Genomic DNA, 18,685 nt, shown 5'->3' with positions numbered 1-18,685 from the left:
GAGGCGAGAGTGACGGCCGCCTGGTAGTGCCTCCGAGTACCGCTCTGCACGATCTCGCGGCTCCTGCAAGATCTCTGGCCACGCCGTCGAAGCCGTCCTCATCGAGCGATTCGAGGCTGACACCTTCGTCACGGAGACCTACCGTGTTCGCATCCGCTCCGGAGCGACGCAGGAGTCCGCCGCCCAATCCTCGGGTATGGCGGAGCACATCATCGTTTTTACCGGCATGGCACGCGTCGGTGGGCCCACCGACCCTGTCCTGGTCTGGCCCTGGCATGCACGGCGGTTGGGCCGCAAAGCAGCGGGCGCGGCGGAAGCAAGCGCACTGCGAGGTCGCCGAGTTAACCGCGTAAGGGGGTGACGCCGCCGCAGATCGTGTAGCGATTACGAGGCTCCCGGAAGTTCGCGTATGGCTGGCGTGCCTTATGGCGGGGGCGGCGTGCAGGCGCTGCGGTTCAAGGGTCGTCGGGGCCGCCGTCGGGTAAGAATGGCGAGGCGGGCACAAGGAGGCGGCGGGTCCCTCGCAGGGGAGAGCCTTACCCACCCCGCCATCAATTGCCGCATACCCCGCGACGCGGCTGCAACGCACGGAAGCGGAGGGGTCGCCCAAACTTGCCAAAGAGGCCGGGTGGACACCATCTTTGCGAGGGTGTCCACCCGGCCTGTCACAGGTGGGCTGGTGTCAGGTCACCATCGGTACCAGCGAGACCGGCCAGCACCTTCGCCTGTTCGAACCAGGAACCCGAGCAGCCAGATGACCAGGACCGCGACCGCGACCCACCAAAGGACCTTCAACGCGAAGCCGGCGCCGAAGAGAATCAGGGCGAGCAGGAGAACCAAAAGCAAGGGACCCATTGTCATGCACCTCCACCACGCCAACTGCCCCTACCTTGGGCGATCATTCCTGGCGTACGAGAGGTTTGTTTAGCCCGATGGGCGGTGAGGCGGTGTGGTGTCACACGCTGGACCGAACGGCAAGGAGGCGCGGGATATGAGTGCCGAGCAGAAGGCCAAGGCTAAGGCCGAGCAGGCCGCGGGCGCGGTCAAGAAGGCCATGGGCAAGGCTGTCGGCAACGAGACGATGGCCGCCAAGGGCGAGGCCGAGAAGATCAAGGGCGAAGCCCGCGCCGCGAAGGAAAAGGGCAAGGACACTGTGCGCCCGTAACGAGACTCTCCCTGAGGCAGGGAGACACAAGCGAGGGGCGGGGACCGGTGGCCTAGTTGTCCCCGCCCTTCGCGATGCCGTGCTTTTGGACGCCGCCGACGCCCACAAGCACGGCAAGCGGCGCCCCACCGCCCTCCTTTGTGGTCGCCGAATCGCCCGCTCAGGGCAAAGGGCTGCAGCTGGTACCGTCCCGGCGAGGCGATCGGAGCCGGGGCATGGTTAGTTCAATCAGCCAGATTGTGGTTGCTGTTCTGGGTATTGGCGGCACGCTCGCTTCCGCCCTGCTCACACAGCGCAGCGCCAACCGCGCCAGGGATCGCGAGCTGGAGCACGCAAGACGTCTCCAAGCAGACGAACGCGAGTACGCCACCCGCTAGGCCCAGCTTGAGGCGCGGCGTACCTGCTACGCAGCCCTCAACGCCGGTACGCGTGACTTCATCAACGTGATCACGAACGTCCTCCACGCCCTGGAAAGGGACGAGGTGACCGAGGAGCTGAGGTCAGAGCTGGATCGGGCGCGCCGGGATCACCGCCTGCGGCACGCTGAGGCCCAGATGATGCTGCCCGATACGGTGATGGCGGCGGCCAGCACGGCGAACCGCTACCTCGGCGATCTTTACGGCCTGCTGATCCGGCTCGACAGTGGCACGGCTGAGCAGGGAGAGAACGTGGAAGCCGCCCGGGCGAGGATGAACGGGCTTTGGGACTCCCTGTGGAGAATGCGCCACGTGATGCGTGTCGACCTCGGGATCACAGCACCCGATGAGGATGTGTAGGGCGAGTCGGTCGACGCCGTTTTCATGCGTACGCGTACCTTCCAGTTCACCAATCAATATGCTGTCCAAGCAGGCCAATGAAGACAGCCAACGGGCCGAGTCCGGTCGACGACTCGAGGGCGGCCCGCCGGACACGCCCTAGAATGTCGATGAAGGTCTTGAGATTACGCCCGCCTTGCGTCCGTATGCCTCGACCGGCCTTTGACGGCGAACCAGGGTGAAGCGGGCTATCCAAGTAATGCCGTGGCGGGCGGCGATGAAGTGGGCGGGCATGCCGCCTTTGACCGGGCCGGGGCGGAAGAGGCTGATGTCGGCGATGACGTCTTGCATGTGGCGAGGTTGCAGCCGTCCGATGAAGTCCTGGCGGCCGGGCGACTCGATCTGGAAGCACCCCGGCACGTGGCGGCGGATGAGGTCGAAGGTATCGGGGTCGGCGACGTCGAGGTGATCGGGGCTGTCGAGGTCGAGTTGGCGGCCGGTGGTACGGCGGATCTTGGTGATGGCGGGGGCCATGGCGGAATGCATGCGCACTCCGAGCACGTCGAGCTTGAGCAGGCCGAGTTCCTCCACGTCGTCCTTGTCTGCCTGCACCATCGGGTAGTCGCCCGGTGTGGGCTGGGCCGGGAGCCGGTCGAGCAGAGTGGCGTCAGACAGGATCACGCCGCACGGGTGCATGACGTACCCGCGCGGCAGCGCATCCAGGCCTGCCGCCAGCTCCCACCACGGCCCGAACCCCCCTGCGTCGGCGGCGAGTTGCCGCAACTCGGGCAACTCGACGAGAGCGCCAGGGATGTCCAGGGCGCGCAGGTGCGGGAACGCTTTGGCGATCCGATCAACTGGCTGCGGCGCAATCCCCGGGCACGGTGACGCACGTCGAGGAGCACGAGCAGACCCGGATTCTGGGATCACTCGCCGTCGCGGGAAGCCCAGAGATCCGCTGAAAGGGCAGCCACCCGCCGACCAGGACATGGGCTTATGACCCGCGAAGATCATTTCGCAAGGACTCCTAAGTGCGCACGCCTCGCGCCATCCCCTGCCGCGCCAGTCCCCTTCGTGGTCGATCGGATCAGGCGGAGGTTCCCACGGTAAGGGTGCCGTGCCCCTGGGCGGGGCGGTAGGTTCCGTCTCCGAGCAGGTCGGCGTAGTAGCCACCGCCAGCAAGGCTGTGCACGGTCGACAGGCCGACGTCCAAGTAGGCATTGCGGCTCGCAGTGCCCTGGCTGTTGGTGAAGGCGGTACCCAGCAACTTGCCATCACCTAGGTAGAACTTGACCTCCTTGCCCGCGAGGGGCTGGCCGGTTTCGGCATCGGTGACCTCGGCGTTCAGGTTCTCCACCTGGAGGGTCACGACGTTCAGCGTGGCCCGATCGGCTTGGACCCTGGCCAACTTGAGCGCGACGGGAACCCTGTCACCGCCTCCACTCCCGCTTCCGGCAGCAGTCCGGGTGCTGGCCGCAGGCCCGGCGGCCGAGGCCACGCCCCCGCCGAGCTGACCCGCCAGTGCCGTGAGCAGCGTGACCAGCACTGCTCCCTTGCCAAGAAAACTCTTCACTCAGGCCAACCTTCCGATTCACGGTGGATACCGGGCTCACCGGCCCGGTGCGCTGAAGAAGCGTTGCGGATCGGGAGAGTTGAGACAAGACGATCAGTGTTATCACCTGCCAGAATTCATCACGGTGAGTGATATCGACTTCTGGCAGTGGACGCGGTTGGCACTCGGACGGCCAAGCGTCGCATCAGCGCGTCTCTGACCTCCGGCTGGGACCACTCGTCAGCCGTGATGAGCACGACGCACATGCAGCCCCGCTTCAAGTGGCGGGCCTGCGTTGGATAGTGCGGCACAGCGCGTTCTGAACTTTAGTGGTCGTAGGCGGTCAGTGCGCGCATGACTGGCTGGCCGCGCATGAACCTGGGTCCACTCATCAGGCCCCCTTGGGGTCGATCTTTTAGGGAACCGGAAGGCGCTCTACCGGCGGATCGCCGAGATCAGTCCGCCGGGCCGCTCCTCGCGCTGCGGCGGGGTGCTGATCGGGCGGCCGTAGGCGGCAGCGCACTCGCGCAGGGTGTGGCTGTCGGCCTCCCAGCCGTGCCCGGCCAGCCAACCCACCGGGTCGTCGGGCATCTCCGAGACCCACATGGACGCCGCCGATCCCGGCGCGGCGTTCGCGCCGAAGCGCTCGATCACGCCGCGCGAACCCAATGTCAGCCCCATCCGACTGCCTGGCGCCGACTGCGCGCTGATCCGGGCCAGCAGTAGCTCCACCGCGTCCTCGGGCAGATAAATCAGTAGTCCTTCGGCGATCCACGCGGTCGGCACGGCCGGGTTGTGCCCTGCGGCGGCCAGCGCGCCTGGCCAGTCCTCACGCAGATCCACCGCGACGGTGATCCGCTCGCAGCGTGCGACGGCCCGCTCCTGGCGCAGCACCGAAGCCTTGAAGTCCAGTGGCGCGGCGGTGTCGACCTCGAACAGCCGGGTGCCCTCGGGCCAGCTCATCCGGAACGCCCTGCTGTCCATGCCGGCGCCGAGCAGTACGACCTGCCGGATCCCGGACGCGGAGGCCTGCTGCAACAGGTCGTCGAGGAACTTCGTCCTGATGACGATGGAGAACGACACGGCCAGCCGGCGGCGTCGCGCGGCCTCGTCATCGGGCAGCGGCGGCGAGGAGGGCCACAGGCCGCCAGCGGCGGCGAAAGCCTGTGCCAGTGGGTCGCGGAACAGCGCGTTCTCCCGCTCGGTCTCCAGCGCCCGAACCCTGGCCACCCCCACCGCCGTGGCCCACACTCCCGACGGCTGCACCCGCTCCTGCTCATCAGTCACCGCGCCAGCCTAGATGATCAATTCCGAGGGGCCTGATGAGGGGATCGCGGCCAGCCAGTCATGCGCGCACCGACCGCCTACGACCACTACAACCCCCATGAGGCGAAGATCAACAGTCACCCTGTACGCGACCACACGAAGTGGACCAGAGCCCGAGAACGGACAGCAGATGTTCACCACTTCGGGAGCACCCACGTCGGGGTCTGTTCGATTCACGAGGTCGGGTAGCACCACGTAGTGACGGTAGAGCAAGCGTGGTCAGGAGATAGCGGGCACGCCGTGGGTGAAGCTGGTGAGGGAGCAGGTGACGGTCTGTCCGGTGCTGCTGCGGATGGTGATCGTATCGCTGTTCATGTCGGCGATGGCGGTGCAAAGGGTCATCAGTGGGTCCGGGCCTGCGGCGACGCGGTACACACCGTGTGGCAGGGGCGCTGAGGTCAGGGCCTGGAGGAACCAGGTCCTCGACGGCTCGGTCGGCCCCGGCGTGAGGCCGGACAAGGCCCGGCCACGAGCGACACTCTCGGCGTACCGGTCTCGGAGCTCGGTGGCTTCCGGGCCGGCAGGCGGCAGGTCAGGTGGCTCCGGGATGTGGCGCAGATGGTTGGTATGCCAGTGCAGCGGATTGTCGGGGGTAGCTTCGACGATCGCGATCTGTCCGGCCACGGCTTCCACCACCGTGGCTCGGCCACTGGCGCGCTCTGCGATGGTGTAGGTGAACCCTCCGGCACTGGGGTGCGTCTGCAGATGCGCCACTGCCTCATCCAACCCTGCGGCCTGCTGTAGTGCGCGGGCGACGAAGTGCCGCCCTGCACCCCCTGGGTACGGATGGACGGCGGGAATGTGGTTGATTCCCCAGGCCAAGCCCTGGCCGGTGACAACAAACGCATTGACCGGCAGAGTTCCCGGGTACCACAGGGCTGTGACGGCGGCCTCGCCCTCGACCAGCAAGGTCAGCAGCATCAGACGGCCGTCCAGAAGGGGATCTGCGTCCTCGTTGTGCGCCACAACCGTTGTCTCACGCCGCCACGCAAGGTCGCTGCATCCCATCCTGGCCGCTGTGCCGAAGTCACCGCGCAGACTGGTCAGCAGTAGGTCTTCGACCGGGACGCCCGCGCCCTCGGCAAGAGCCGCCAGTTCGGCAAGCTGGGTGCCGTAATCGCGCTCGGTGGCCGCCAGCACGGGTCCGAAGCACGCCTTGCCCTCCACCGTGTCCGCCCATCGGCGCAAGACGTCGAGGTCCACCGCGGACTCGGCCAGCATGGCCTGGACATCCGTGCGTACCCACTGCCCCAAGGACCGGAACACCTCATGGCGTGCGCCCTCCACCACGAGCCATCGCATTCCTGCCCATCGCCCTTCACGTACCGCTGTCGTCACTCCTCCCTGATCGGACGCATCCCCGCGCCACTGCAGGGTTGTCAAGCCAGTGGTGTAACCCGGTTGTCGGGTTCTACTGACCTTTGTTGAGCGGGTTGATGAAGTCCACTCACGCCGCGCGGGCCTTGCACCAACTCAGCCGCGAGCACCCCGACGAACTCGCCGCCCTGCGCGACGTGGGCGCCGAACTCCGCCAGGCCTACGCCGAACTGTCCCGAGACCGTATGCGAGAAGTCTTCGAACAGCGCCGCAAAATCGTCTCCACGCTGACCCGCCAAGCCAAGGCCCTCGCGGGAAACGCGGGATCCGCTTGGGCGACGCCGCCGAACGCGAAATCACCGAGTCTCTCGAAGCAGCCCTGGCCGACCTCGATGCGGCGTCCCAACTCACCAGCGGGCAACTCACCACCGCTCTCCACCCGCCGCCCTCTTTTCCCTTCACACCCGGTGCGCCCAAGGCACCAGCACGGCGCCCACCATCACGTGCACCGCGGCCCAAAGCCGAGACCATTGAAGCCACCAAAGGGCTGGTGTGACAGGCTCTCGGGTTCTCATGCCGGTCGAGGGCAGGAGTCTGCGGAGTAGATCGGCCGTCAGCGTGGCTTCGTCCACGAGAGCGGGTAGACGTGCCAACCACCATCCGGCCCTCACGGTGCCGTGGACATCCCAGCATAATGATCAGTGCGGATGCTGCCGCGTAGCAGCAGAGCTATAACGGGGGAGTTGCCATGCAGAACACGAACGGCGGGGCTGCCCTCGTCATAGCCGTGGTAGTCGTTGACCTGGTGGTGCGACAGCACTGCGCACCCGTCCTGTACGGCGTAACGCCTCGCTGATCGCTCCTATGGTCCTCGGTGTCCTTGGCGCCGCCGGGATCGCCTTCGGTATCTCCTCAGTCGTCAAGTACCACCCCGCTGACCACGCTGCCCATCGTCCTGCTGGTGGCAAGCCTGGCCGTCGCGGCATCGTTCGGCATGGCCAGGGCCCGGACCGTACAGATCTGGCGTGGGCCCCAGAGCGAGGTGCTGCGCAAGGGGACGGTGGCGACGACCGGACTGTGGCACGCCTCGGTTGGTGTGCACATCGGGCTGGCGCTGTGGATTGACCACGCGGCCGGGGCCGGACTGCTGGGAACCGCGTCGCTTTACTCGTACCTGGCGCTCAGCCTGGGGACGCAAAACCTCCTGGTGCGTAGGCGCGCCGCCGCGCTGTGACCTCCCAGCCAGAGCCCACTCCGGCCGTAGCTCCAGAGCGGTATGACACCTGCGAATACCGGAGCGATCGTAGTTTCCGCTCTGGTCGGGGGCCTGATCAGTTGGCGATTTCGACGTTGGGCACTGTCCCGAGACAAACGGGCGCCTTGATCGCCGGTAATTAGGGAATGCGGCTAACAGATCGGGGGCTGTGAGCGTCTTGGAACGTCCACGGCCTCCGAGACAGACCCATTGAGGCTGCTGTCCGCGCTCCGCGGGTGAGACGATGATGACCTGGCCTACGGGACGGCGGTACCGCTTCGGTGGACGCATCAGGAACGTCTCGGGACGTTTCCGTCGCTGCGAAGACAATGGGACTGCGGCCTTGCGGACAGCAGGACAGCGGCACAGTGCGGAGGAGCGGCGGGGCGGAGGTAGCTGCGCATGTACCGGATGACTTTCGGGGAAGTAATCGGGGCTCCGAGCACGATCTGCTGCACAGTCAGCCCAAGGACCGAGGCGAGCGTGGCCACCGCGGCACCTCCTCAACCGCCACTATCACCACACTCCATGCGACAATGATGTGAACTCGCCCAGGGGTTGCGGTTGTTGCCGCGACCAGGCCTCGGCATGATGGATACCGCATGCCGTGGAGTCGACGCTGCCCGTGGCCTCTTCGTGATGAGACCCTGCAGGGATCTGTATCGCGATATAGCGTTAGTCTTCTACTCGTGCCGCTGCCTGTGTCGCGCGGAGACCTTCGACAGGACCGGGACGGAAGTATGTCGGGAGAGATTTCGCCCACCGGGAAGCACTCTGGCCCAGGCTCGTCGCCCGAGCTGCGAGCCTCTCATGCGGACCGGGACCGGGTGGTGGACGTGCTGCGAATCGCGGCGGGGGACGGCCTGCTGACCGCGGACGAGCTGGACGAGCGCCTGGAAGCTGCCCTGTCGGCGCGGACTCTGAGCGAACTGGCCGTGCTCACCGCCGACTTGCCGACCGTGCCGACCGCCGCGGACAGTACTGCGGTAGAGGTCAAGGACGTCGTCCGGATCGAGCAGGTGTTCAGCGGAGCGGTCGAGCGGACGGGCCGCTGGGTGCTGCCGCGGCGGCTGGAGCTCGCGGTGAGCTGGTGTGATGTGACGCTCGACCTCACCGAGGCCGTGATCACGCAGGACCCCCTGCGGATCGACGTGGCCATGGTGGGGAAGAGCCTGACGCTGGTCACGAAGCCGGGCGTTGAGGTCGATGTCGACGGCCTGACCCTGGTCCACTGCAAGCTCAGACACCGCCGCATGCCGACGCCCGCAGACGTACCAACCACATTGCGTGTGGAACTGGTCGGCCAGAAGGCCCACGGCAAGGTGGTGGTGCGGCCCCCGCGTCGGACGTTCAGGCAGTGGCTGCTGCGCAGACCCGCGCGCCTTCTTCAGGCGCCTGACTCCATCGGCCACGAACGCCAGTGACCCAAGCCACTCAATCTTGCTGAGAAACGCTCAACCTTCCCTACTTCCCCGGGTTCGTGCCGGTCCCAGCCGCCGAGGTGGCGCTCGCCTACCTGCGGGCCATCCCCAACCCCATCACGGGCCGTATCCTCAAGCTGCACCGGACCGACAGCTGAAGGCGTGCAACGGGGGACCCGCCCGAACCACCTGTGACCGAGCGCCGTAGATGACCAGTTGGGCGTTCAGAGCCGGGTGCCTGAATTCTGCCCTTGCCAGGCGTTGCCTGCGTGGACTCCAGGATGGAAAGACCGGCAAGCGGCGCGTCTCCGTCACGTCCGCTGTGGATCTGGCCGCAGCAAAGCCCTCTGGGCTGTCGGCGGTCATCAGCAGCGGCACCGTGACTCTCCCGAGTGCCGTGACGGCGGTCCTTACTAGCTCCACGCATCGGCTCGCAAGGCTCTGGCTGATTTAGGCGGCCGTATGGGCACCACGTCTTCGGTGGCAGTCGGCACCAGGGTTAGACCGTTCGTGACGTGGATGTACTCGACCGTGCTTCGCGGTTTTCGGTGAGAATGGGCGCCGTTTCGGTGAGATTGGGAGCCACTGATCGCCTGACCCTCCAGCCGGGCGGAGTGTTCGGTGATGCCGCCGGTGGGGTGTCGATAGCTTGTGGCTGCTGACCCCTGGCTGCCTTCCTGACAAGACGCGGGCAGGGGCCCGCCCCCGGTCAGCCACGCACAGGGGGTTAGTTCCGCGGCACATTGTTGTGCCCGGGGCCGGGGTCGACTTGTTCCGGCACGTGCTGTCCTCGGTTGGGGTCAAAACGCGCGGAAGTTCTCGAAAGAAGGCTCGAACGAGGGGTCAGGCAAGCGATAGGCCTTGCACCGGGCCCGTTGTTTGCCGTGAGGTCCGACGCCGATCGTCTCGTCGGAGAAGGCGTCGGGTATCACCGTCCATCCCAGGTTCCGCTCGTAGTACTGCGCGGCCGTGTGCACAGACGGCCACCAGTCGTCGTCGATGACGATCAGGCCACCGGGTCGGACGATCTTGCGCAAGAAGTAGAGATCCACGAAGACTTCGTGGAACCGGTGACTGCCATCCACGAATGCCGCGTCGGCGACGAAGCCTTCGGTGAGGAGCTGCGGGAGCGCGATCGACGAAGGAGTGAGCATGAGCGTGGCGATAGAGTCCAGCCCCGCAGAGCACAGCAGATCCCAGCCGGCGTTGGAGTACTCGCGTTCTTGAAACGGGTCGATGATGACGTGCCGGGGGAGCGGACGGTTGACGATTGCCAGTGCCTCACCGATGGCGAGCGCAGAGCTGGCGTAGGCGAGACCGACCTCGACAACCTTCTCGGCCCCCTCGGAGACCATCAGATCGCGCAGCTGGTCGCAGTGCTGCTCGGGCACCGTGACGGTCTCGAAGTCTCCCTCTTGGTCTCGCGTCCGCGGCGGCCCCTCCTGCGTAAGTCGGCGGCGCACCTCGCGGACCCGCGTCGCACGTTCATCCGTGTTCGTCATGCTGGCCACCCACCCCCGGTAAGGCAGTACCTCACCCTCACCATAGGAGGGGGAGACGAACCTGTGGGCCCCATCGGGCGCTGTAGGTGTGGTTCAGGCCGTGGGGCTGCGAGGGCTGTTCGATGCGGGGCGGGGTGGCTGTTTCGAGGCCGGAAAAGCGGTTTCCTGGGTGGCCTCGAAGCGGTAGGACTCGGTGCCGGTCTGGATCAGCGTGCACCGGAAGTGATCCGGTCGGCGATGGCCGCGCAAAGACGTGGGGCGCCGAAGGCCTTGCCACGAGTGCCTCGGCCAGGGCATCAGCAGGCAGGCGGGCCCAGTGCGCCAGGTCCGCCAGCCCCACGCTGGCCTGTGGGCCGCTACTGCGTTCTCCGCAGGGCCTGGTCGATCAGCGTGGCGGCATGGCCGAGGTTGCCCAGCAACGGCCGCGCGGCATCGGCGGTCTTGCTGTACGGGGCGCCGCGCAGCTGGGGCAGCTGCTCTTCGGTGTCGTTGATCCAGCTGGGGATCAGCGCACGCCGTTCGGCCGACGCCACCGAGCGCCACGTGGTGTCCGAACCGGGCGAGTTGCGCTCCTTGGCCAGGACGCGCAGAGGGTGGCCATGGTCGCGGGCTGGTGCTCCTGCCGGACCCACCACGGGTTGTTGACGTACCCGGGTGGTCCGCTAGCGCCGCGGCGCACACGGATGACGCTGTCCATCCAGGCAAGCAACGGCCCGCTGTAGACGGTTGAGGTCAGCGGACCCAGCCACGGCCGTCCCCCCCGCTCACCCAGCCTCCGGTCAAACGCCCCGTTCTGCTCGGTGCGGGCGGGGCGTCGCTGATGGAGCACGGGGGGACCACGATGAGGAACGGCAGGCCGCCGACGTGCGCATGCGCACCGCGCCTGGGGCGTTTGGTGAGGTGCACCAGGTTCGTTCGGGGCGGTGCGCGTGGTGAGTTGGTGCGCATTCCGGGCGGCGTTGCGTACCGGATCACCACGATGAGCAAGCTCTCCGTGGTCCGGTCTGCGGTTGCCACGGCACCCCCTACCGAAATCACTACCGTCACCCGGCGACGTCTGTCCGCGTGGCCGAGGCCGGGCCACGTGCCGCTTCACCTGCCGAGCCCGGCCAGGCTGCTACGAACATGGGTCGACCAGGTCCTCGCCGATGTCGCCAAGCGCCTGCCGGGCTCCACCCCCGGCGCACCGTTCAAGTTCACAGTCGAGAAGACCGGCGTCGCCAAGAGGGGCGCCGAACGCCTCTACCGCATCGGCGACTTCAAGCGCTGTGCCCGCAACCGGCCCCGACGCCGCCGCCAGCGCCACTGAGCAGTCCCGACGCGACGGGCCATCCTGCGGCCCTGGTGGCGGCACATCGCCGCGGTCGCCGATGAATCGAGACGGGGTGCACTGCTCGGCTCGGCAGCGCACCCCGTCTCAGTTGCTCCGATCCCGCGTCAGGGCCCGGATGGGGCGTCTTCGATGTCCGAGATGAGTTTGGTGCTCAGGTCGCTCTGCACGGCCAGTTGGGTGTGTCCGGCGTCTGGGCCGGTGCCCCAGGTGAGGGTGACGGTGGTGAACAGGTGCCCGGCACCGGAGTCGTGGTAGCGCACTTCCCAGTGGGTGGGCACGTCCTGGGCGCGCAGGACGCCGTCGGCGTGGTTGGCCTCCTCCCAGGCGGCCAGACGCTGGCGGAAATCTTCCGTGAGGTAGTGGGCGCGAAGTTGGTCGGACAGATCGTCGGTGCCGTCGGAGACGGCGTCGATGTAGGCGCCGTAGAAGTCGGCCACCCGGTCGACTGCGGAGTCCGGGCTCCCGCCGCGGATCACTTCGCTCGCCTGATTGTCCGGCATGAATTCCCCCCTGAAACAGTGCTGTTGTGGTGCGCCTATGCCTGGGATTCGAGCAGCCAGCTGAAGGGAGAGTTGTCGTTGGTGTCGGTCGCTGTCTTCTTCACCCGCCCGATGCTCAGCTTGGTGGTGCCTGCGGCGACCTCGAAGCCGACCCTTGGTCTGACTGCGAGGACGTCGTAGTTGGTGGTGGTCCAGCTGGTGCCGTTGTGAACGGCGACTTTGATGCGGACGTCCGCGTGGTCCGCGCCGAGGGAGAACCAGATCCTCTTCCAGCCGAAACCGCTGTGGTTGGGCGGCGGGACGGGGATGGCCATGGCGTCCTTGTAGTGGATGCGCTCGCTGGTTTCGTCCATGGTGAAGCCGTGCGGGACTGAACCGGTCTGGAACGATGGCATGCAGTTGCTCCTCTCACCAGCGGTGATTACAGCAAGATGCTCTACGAATACGATGCGCTATCGGCTGGCCGTATACTCCCAAGTCTCCTATAACTAGCCATAGTTGGCGTGAAATGCTTGTACTGGGCATAAAAGGATCAACGCGTCGCTTCCGACGGGCCACACGAATGCCATCCGGGCACACGCGGGGGAGATCAACTGACACATCGGGGGGCAATGCTCGACCGTCGATGGTGCGCCAAGTTTTCCAGCGTCACCGACGCATTCGGATCTCGGACCACACGTCCCGCAAATTGCGGACGCGAGCTGGCCGCAATGCCTCCTAGCGGGGCCTAGCCCTGCCGCTGCCTCGCGCGGACGTCGTCGTCGGGTTCGGGCAGCACTTAGTGATCACAGGTCCGGGAAATATCGATGCGAACCGACACCGGTGCGGGCGGCGTGGGCGCCGAAGGGGGCGGCGGTCAGCACTGGTTCCAATGCTCCGGTGCGCAGGTGGGCGACGAGGGGGACCGCGGTGCGGCCCGGGATCGCGCTGGTCAGGTAGGCGACTGGCAGGGCTAGGAGGGCCGTCTTAGCCAGAGACCGCGGACCAGTGCGTAAGATGCGCGGCTGACGGATCATTGGGAGGGGACCGCATGGGAACACGTATACGCGCCGTCGCAGTTGCAGCCGCCGCGGCACTGGGGTTGGTGTCAATCGGCGCAGGCACAGCGTCTGCGGACCCGTCCGACACGCACGTGTCCGCGCCTCAGCAGATCGGGACGTTGGAGCAGTGGGCGAGCGGCATCCCGAAGTCCCTGCACCGGGGTGCCACAATCCGCCTCACCATGTCCTACACGCAGAAGTCCCGGGACGTCTTGGCGCCGACCGGCTTTGCGCTGTCCTTGTGGAACTTCGCCGCTCCGGGCTTCAAGCAGATGCAGGGCATCTCCGCCAAGTGGTGGGATCCGGTTCACCACCGCTGGGAGAAGGCCAGCCACTACGAGTCGAACGGACTGATCGGTCTCAACCTTCCCGGCTACTCGCCCACGGTGAAGGTCGCCTCAGGCAAGGTCGGCCACGTCTACCTGCAAGTCACCTTCAGCAAGACCGCTTACACGGGCACGTGGCACTTCGAGCCGATGGTGAGCGGATACTGGCTGCTCACCTCGAAGGGCACCTACGACAACAACTACCTCGGCGACAGCAGGAGCCAGTACACCTCCACCCTGCGCCCATGAGCTGATGCATTGACTGCCTATCGGCAGTGTTCGTAGCGTCCCCGCCGCGCTCGCCGGCGGCGGGGAACGCCACGCTTGCGGCCGGCCGCGCCGAAGACCGGCGCGCTGTTGTTGCCTTACCCAGTCGGTGCCGTCAGGTGAGGTCCAAGGTGACGCGCAGGGCGGCGGAGATGCGGTCCATGGTCCCCGCGTCGACGGTGCCGAGGAACTCGTCGGCCATCAGGCGCTTGTCGGTCAGATCGGTGAGGTCGGTGGCGACGGCGGCTCCGCGCACGGGGTGGGCTATGGGGATGGTGACGACGGTATCCGGGGCCCCTTGAATCTAGTCGATCATCATGCACACCGCGGTGCCGGGCAGGGCGTCCAGGGCAGCGTCCGACTCAACGATGACCGCGGCCCGGGCCTTGGTAGCCAGCTGGACGCCAGACCTGGCCTCGGGCGAGGGCGAGGGTCACGCGACGTCCTCACCAAAGATGTCGGCGAGCTCCTCGGCGTCGGCGTCGCGCGCGGCCCGCGCGCGCCAGGCCCGCACCGCAGGTGCCGCGTCGCGCAACTGCTGGGCCCCGCAGCGCGTCGATGTAGGCCGAGAGGTTGCCGCCGGGGACGGCCGCGCGGGCGTGGGCGGGAAATCGTCCGGCAGGTGTATGCCGCTATGGCGCACGCCTGCCGTACACGCCATTGGGAAGGGGTCGGCACCCCGTCGCGCGGGGCACGAGGGGTGCACCATCGACTTTCGCGCCCGGTGACGGCCCGCTTCGTGTACTCGATCGACAAGTGATGCCGCATCAAAGGCGAAAAGCCGGGCGACGGGGCCTGTGTCCTCTTGGCTCTTGGTGCCTGGCTTCGCCGTCGGAGGCGAGATCGTGAACACCGCGGGAACCGTCGGCTGACGGTTGTGACGACGAGGTCGGGGCGTCGGGGGAACGGCGCCTCATGAACCGTAAGCGACTTGACGGCCGGTCACTCCCACCACTTAACTCACGCCCTGAAATTACTTCCTCTTCGCTTCCATTCGCCCCGCCCGGGCTCACGCCCGGCGCGGCCGCCCCCCACGGAGGCCCGTCATGCCGAAGTCCCACCGCACACCGACCTGGACGCGCCGCAGAGTGCTCGGCGCGACGGCCGGTGGTACCGCGGCCGCCGCCCTTGGCGCGTTCGGAATAGCGCGGGCCGCCTCGGCGGCCACCGCGAGCGCCACCGCCAGCGGCCCCGGCGACGTGGTCGGCAAGATCACCGTGGGCTACCAGGGTTGGTTCGCCTGCAAGGGCGACGCCGCGCCGATCAACGCCTGGTGGCACTGGGCCCCCAACAGCGCCCAGACCCCTTCTCCCTCCAACAACGGCATCAAGGCCTGGCCCGACGTCCGCGACTACGCGCAGACGTACCCGACGGCGTTCAGGCACCTCGGTAACGGCCGCACGGCGTCCCTGTTCTCCTCGTACGACCAGCAGACCGTGGACACCCACTTCCTGTGGATGCAGCAGTACGGCATCGACACCGCCGCGCTCCAGCGCTTCAACCCCACCGGCAGCGAGGGCCCGACGCGGGACGCCATGGCCCGGAAGGTGCGCAGCGCCGCCGAGGCGTACGGCCGGAAGTTCTACATCATGTACGACGTCAGCGGCTGGACCGCCATGCAGTCGGAGATCAAGACCGACTGGACGAACAAGATGTCCGCGCACACGCGGAGTTCGGCGTACGCGCACCAGAACGGCAAACCAGTCGTGTGCATCTGGGGCTTCGGATTCAACGACAGCAACCACCCGTTCAGCGCGAGCGCCTGCCTGGACGTCGTCAACTGGTTCAAGAGCCACGGCTGTTACGTGGTCGGGGGCGTGCCGACCTGGTGGCGCACCGGCAACAGCGACTCGCGCTCCGGCTTCGCCGACGTCTATCACGCCTTCAACATGCTCTCGCCGTGGATGGTGGGCCGGATCGGCACCGTCTCGGACGCGGACAACTTCTACAACCAGGCCACCGTTCCCGACCTCCAGGACTGCGCCGCCCACGGCATCGACTACCAGCCGTGCATGCTGCCCGGCGACGTCTCCGCCCGCCAGCGCGCCCACGGCGACTTCATGTGGCGGCAGTTCTACAACATGGTCCGAGCCGGAGTGCAGGGCATCTACATCTCCATGTACGACGAGTACAACGAGGGGAACCAGATCGCCAAGACCGCCGAGTCGAAGGACTGGGTACCCACGGACTCGGGACTGCTCGCCCTCGACGAGGACGGCACGGCCTGCTCCGCGGACTACTACCTGCGCCTGACCGGCGACGGCGGCCGCATGCTCAAGGGCGACCTTGCCGTGACCCCCACTCGTCCCACCCAGCCGACTGCCGCCGGCATCTCCGCCGGCACCTCGGACACCGCCACGGTCACCCTACGCGCGCGGGGCAACAGTAAGTTCGTCACGGCGGCAAGCGCCGGAGCCCAGCCGCTGATCGCCAACCGCGACGCGGCCGGCCTGTGGGAGCGGTTCGACCAACTCGACCTGGGCAACGGCACCATCGCCCTGCGCTCCCGCGCCAACGGCCGCATCGTCAGTGCGGACAACGCGGGCGCCTCAGCGCTGATCTCCAACCGCACCTCCATCGGCGCCTGGGAGACCTTCCATCTGGTGCACAACTCCAACGGCACGGTCAGCCTGCTCGCCTCCGCGAACGGAAAGTACGTGACAGCGGAGAACGGCGGCGCGGGCCCCCTCATCGCGAACCGCACGTCGATAGGCACATGGGAGCAGTTCGACCTGGCAACGGTCTAGCTAGTGCGACACGTCGGGGCCACCGCCCCACCATTCGATCAGCTCTCGGCTGTGCAGGGTTTCTCGTCCTGGTTGAGGCCAGCGCGGCGCAGGAACTCCTCGACATCGCGCAGTGATTTCGCGACAGGACGGTCATGAAAGCGCCGCACCTGGCAGGCGCGCTGAGACGACAGCGTCCGGGGCAGCCGGTAGTCATGTTTGAGTGGCGTCCGCCGTGAAAAGGCCCGGTCGCCCTAGTGATACAGGTCACATTTCAGCCATGTCACAGGGCGGCGGGCTGCCTCGTCTCGGGTGTGTATCCACTCACGAGCACGGAGGACACACCATGGACGCGCGACTGGACTTCATGGCCGAGCCGAGCACCAGCAAGGCCCTCAAGTACCTGATGTCGGCGGGCAAGGCGCTCAGGGACACGACGCTGCCGATCACCACGCAGGAGCTTGTGTCGGTGCGGGTGAGCCAGATCAACGGCTGTGCTGCCTGCCTCGACATGCACACCAAGGAGGCCCTCGCCGTCGGCGAGGATCCGGTGCGGCTGGGTCTGGTGGCGGCGTGGCCGGAAGCCACGGTCTTCACCGACGCCGAGCGGGCTGCGCTGGAGCTGGCAGAGGAGGGAACCCGGCTCGCGGACGCGGCCCACGGCGTCAGCGACGAGGTGTGGGCGAACGCCGCCAAGCACTACGACCAGCAGCAGCTTGCCGCCTTGGTGCTGCTGGTCGGCTTCATGAACCTGGCGACCCGGATGAACATCATCACCCGGCAGCCCGGGGGCGACTACCAGCCCGGGAAGTGGCACTGAAGCACGGAGGCGCGGAATCACCGAAGCAACTGCGAAGTCGCGGACATCCGTAGTCGACCGGCCGGCGGGACGTACGCTGACCGGTCGTCGGGCCGAATGATCACCATACAGAAGGGGCAGGTTGTGGGCAGGGTCGAGGAGTTCGCAGAACTGCGACCGCTGTTGTTCTCGATCGCCTACCGGATCCTGGGCAGCGTCAGTGAGGCCGAGGACGCGGTTCAGGAGACCTGGCTGCGCTTCGAGGCCGACCCGACGCAGCCCAGGTCGACCAAGTCCTTCCTGTCGGCCGTGGTCACCCGGATCTCGATCGACGTGCTGCGCTCGGCGCGCGTCCGGCGGGAGGAGTACGTCGGGCCGTGGTTCCCGGAGCCGCTGCTCGCCGATCCCTACGAGGACCCGGCGCGCTCAGCCGAGCTGGCCGACTCGGTGTCGACGGCGGCCCTGCTGCTGCTGGAGCGACTCAGTCCGCTGGAGCGCGCGGTCTTCGTGCTGCGCGAGGTGTTCGACTTCGGCTTCCCCGAGGTCGCCTCGGCGGTCGGGCGATCGGAGGACGCGTGCCGCCAACTCGCGGTGCGGGCCCGCCGGCACATGAGCGCGGGCCGGCCGCGCTTCGAAGCCGACCGCAAGGAGCGCGAGGAGCTCGCGGGCAGGTTCTTCGACGCGCTGCGCGAGGGCGACGTCGACGGCCTGCAGCAGCTGCTCGCCGCCGACGTCTCCATGGTTGGCGACGCCGGCGGCAAGGCCCCGCAGCTGGCCAGGGCCATCATCGGCGCCGAGAAGGTGGCCCGGCTGCTGGCCGCTGTCTTCCCGGCGATGGCCCGCATCGGCATCACCACCGAGCCCCACGCCATCAACGGTCGGCCTGGTGCGATCTTCCGCGACCGCGACGGCAAGGTCCTGCACACCCTGGGGCTCGACGTGCTCGACCGGCAGATCCAGACGATCCGCCTGGTCGTCAACCCCGACAAGCTGGGCCATGTCGGCCCCGTCGCGGACGCCTGGGTGGTCTCCCGCGAGCTGAAGGAGTCACGTCGGCTCGCGGAATGACCGCGGACCGGGCCGGAGCTCAGGTGTGGTCGAACCAGGCGAACGCGGTCCCGGCGGGGCGTCAGCCCGCGGTCGCCACCACTCCGCAGGGCGGCCGGGTCGACCTCGGATGTCGCAGGTGGCGCTGCAGGGACGAGGCGCGCGACGCGGTCGCGGACGCCATGCAGCACGACACAGTGCCAGCCGGGGCCTGCGCACGTCACTGGACCGAGTGGCGTGTGTCGGGATCGCTCTGGACAGTCAGGTGATGCTGATTTCCAGGAGGTTGAGGAGTCGTGGTCGCACGCCCCGGGTGATGTGGAGTTCCGGGGCGTGCAGTTGCCGGGTGTGGTG

At 67.3% G+C, this 18,685-nt stretch carries 19 protein-coding genes and 1 pseudogene; 10 read left to right on the top strand and 10 right to left on the bottom strand.

Features of this window, described 5'->3' with window-relative positions:
• Window positions 1–687 precede the first annotated feature (687 nt).
• Window positions 688–855: a hydrophobic protein gene (locus O5O46_RS20960; protein ID WP_109448303.1), complete on the bottom strand. Its 168-nt coding sequence runs from the start codon at window positions 853–855 to the stop codon at window positions 688–690.
• A 136-nt stretch (window positions 856–991) separates the two neighbouring features.
• Here O5O46_RS20960 and O5O46_RS20955 point away from each other — a divergent pair, with 136 nt between their 5' ends.
• Entirely contained in the window at window positions 992–1,165 is a 174-nt protein-coding gene (locus tag O5O46_RS20955) for a CsbD family protein (RefSeq protein WP_269857046.1), read from the top strand.
• A gap of 443 nt (window positions 1,166–1,608) precedes the next feature.
• Entirely contained in the window at window positions 1,609–1,941 is a 333-nt protein-coding gene (locus tag O5O46_RS20950; protein WP_269857045.1) for a hypothetical protein, read from the top strand.
• 240 nt (window positions 1,942–2,181) lie between these two features.
• On the opposite strand, the pseudogene O5O46_RS20945 reads toward O5O46_RS20950, so the two are convergent.
• The 4 genes and pseudogenes from O5O46_RS20945 to O5O46_RS20930 form a co-directional block, all read right to left on the bottom strand.
• Window positions 2,182–2,847: pseudogene (locus O5O46_RS20945) on the bottom strand (DNA polymerase III subunit alpha); the annotation flags it as partial.
• 160 nt (window positions 2,848–3,007) lie between these two features.
• Window positions 3,008–3,493, bottom strand: a complete 486-nt coding sequence (locus O5O46_RS20940) for a hypothetical protein (protein WP_269857044.1) — start codon at window positions 3,491–3,493, stop codon at window positions 3,008–3,010.
• Between the two features lie 414 nt (window positions 3,494–3,907).
• Complete coding sequence (locus tag O5O46_RS20935; RefSeq protein ID WP_333482411.1) at window positions 3,908–4,759, bottom strand: class I SAM-dependent methyltransferase; 852 nt, start codon at window positions 4,757–4,759, stop codon at window positions 3,908–3,910.
• A 258-nt stretch (window positions 4,760–5,017) separates the two neighbouring features.
• Window positions 5,018–6,100, bottom strand: coding sequence for a C45 family autoproteolytic acyltransferase/hydolase (locus tag O5O46_RS20930; protein ID WP_269857118.1), 1,083 nt, complete (start codon window positions 6,098–6,100; stop codon window positions 5,018–5,020).
• Window positions 6,101–7,076: 976 nt separating this feature from the next.
• Between O5O46_RS20930 and O5O46_RS20925 the strand changes: the two genes are divergently transcribed.
• Together O5O46_RS20925 and O5O46_RS20920 are read left to right on the top strand one after the other, a co-directional pair.
• Window positions 7,077–7,349 carry a hypothetical protein gene (locus O5O46_RS20925; protein ID WP_269857043.1) on the top strand — a complete coding sequence of 91 codons (273 nt, stop codon included), beginning with the start codon at window positions 7,077–7,079 and terminating at the stop codon, window positions 7,347–7,349.
• 761 nt (window positions 7,350–8,110) lie between these two features.
• A complete protein-coding gene (locus O5O46_RS20920; protein ID WP_269857042.1) occupies window positions 8,111–8,794 on the top strand; it encodes a DUF1707 SHOCT-like domain-containing protein in 684 nt (227 codons plus the stop codon).
• A 797-nt stretch (window positions 8,795–9,591) separates the two neighbouring features.
• Here O5O46_RS20920 and O5O46_RS20915 read toward each other — a convergent pair.
• Window positions 9,592–10,293 (bottom strand): class I SAM-dependent methyltransferase, encoded by a 702-nt coding sequence (locus tag O5O46_RS20915; protein ID WP_269857041.1) that lies wholly within the window; start codon window positions 10,291–10,293, stop codon window positions 9,592–9,594.
• A gap of 356 nt (window positions 10,294–10,649) precedes the next feature.
• Window positions 10,650–10,925 (bottom strand): hypothetical protein, encoded by a 276-nt coding sequence (locus O5O46_RS20910; protein ID WP_269857040.1) that lies wholly within the window; start codon window positions 10,923–10,925, stop codon window positions 10,650–10,652.
• Between the two features lie 452 nt (window positions 10,926–11,377).
• Here O5O46_RS20910 and O5O46_RS20905 point away from each other — a divergent pair, with 452 nt between their 5' ends.
• Window positions 11,378–11,602 carry a hypothetical protein gene (locus O5O46_RS20905; RefSeq protein ID WP_269857039.1) on the top strand — a complete coding sequence of 75 codons (225 nt, stop codon included), beginning with the start codon at window positions 11,378–11,380 and terminating at the stop codon, window positions 11,600–11,602.
• 128 nt (window positions 11,603–11,730) lie between these two features.
• Here O5O46_RS20905 and O5O46_RS20900 read toward each other — a convergent pair whose 3' ends face one another.
• Window positions 11,731–12,126: a hypothetical protein gene (locus O5O46_RS20900; RefSeq protein ID WP_269857038.1), complete on the bottom strand. Its 396-nt coding sequence runs from the start codon at window positions 12,124–12,126 to the stop codon at window positions 11,731–11,733.
• Window positions 12,127–12,161: 35 nt separating this feature from the next.
• Window positions 12,162–12,521: a hypothetical protein gene (locus O5O46_RS20895; protein ID WP_269857037.1), complete on the bottom strand. Its 360-nt coding sequence runs from the start codon at window positions 12,519–12,521 to the stop codon at window positions 12,162–12,164.
• 411 nt (window positions 12,522–12,932) lie between these two features.
• Between O5O46_RS20895 and O5O46_RS20890 the strand changes: the two genes are divergently transcribed.
• Together O5O46_RS20890 and O5O46_RS20885 are read left to right on the top strand one after the other, a co-directional pair.
• Window positions 12,933–13,082 carry a hypothetical protein gene (locus O5O46_RS20890; protein ID WP_269857036.1) on the top strand — a complete coding sequence of 50 codons (150 nt, stop codon included), beginning with the start codon at window positions 12,933–12,935 and terminating at the stop codon, window positions 13,080–13,082.
• Window positions 13,083–13,258: 176 nt separating this feature from the next.
• Window positions 13,259–13,741, top strand: a complete 483-nt coding sequence (locus O5O46_RS20885) for a hypothetical protein (RefSeq protein ID WP_269857035.1) — start codon at window positions 13,259–13,261, stop codon at window positions 13,739–13,741.
• Between the two features lie 133 nt (window positions 13,742–13,874).
• Here the strand turns inward: O5O46_RS20885 and O5O46_RS20880 are convergent, their stop codons facing one another.
• Window positions 13,875–14,015 carry a hypothetical protein gene (locus O5O46_RS20880; protein ID WP_269857034.1) on the bottom strand — a complete coding sequence of 47 codons (141 nt, stop codon included), beginning with the start codon at window positions 14,013–14,015 and terminating at the stop codon, window positions 13,875–13,877.
• 790 nt (window positions 14,016–14,805) lie between these two features.
• On the opposite strand from O5O46_RS20880, the gene O5O46_RS20875 reads away from it, so the two are divergent.
• From O5O46_RS20875 to O5O46_RS20865, 3 genes are all read left to right on the top strand, one after another.
• Window positions 14,806–16,506 carry a xylosidase gene (locus tag O5O46_RS20875; protein ID WP_269857033.1) on the top strand — a complete coding sequence of 567 codons (1,701 nt, stop codon included), beginning with the start codon at window positions 14,806–14,808 and terminating at the stop codon, window positions 16,504–16,506.
• 325 nt (window positions 16,507–16,831) lie between these two features.
• Complete coding sequence (locus tag O5O46_RS20870) at window positions 16,832–17,305, top strand: carboxymuconolactone decarboxylase family protein (protein ID WP_269857032.1); 474 nt, start codon at window positions 16,832–16,834, stop codon at window positions 17,303–17,305.
• A gap of 123 nt (window positions 17,306–17,428) precedes the next feature.
• Window positions 17,429–18,352 (top strand): RNA polymerase sigma-70 factor, encoded by a 924-nt coding sequence (locus O5O46_RS20865; RefSeq protein ID WP_269857117.1) that lies wholly within the window; start codon window positions 17,429–17,431, stop codon window positions 18,350–18,352.
• Window positions 18,353–18,685 lie beyond the last annotated feature (333 nt).

It is taken from the genome of Streptomyces sp. RPT161 (assembly GCF_027533845.1).
In the GTDB taxonomy this organism is placed as follows: Bacteria; Actinomycetota; Actinomycetes; order Streptomycetales; family Streptomycetaceae; genus Streptantibioticus_A; species Streptantibioticus_A silvisoli_A.
Note: the sequence above shows the minus strand (reverse complement) of the source record. Positions and strands in the feature narration are given on the sequence as shown.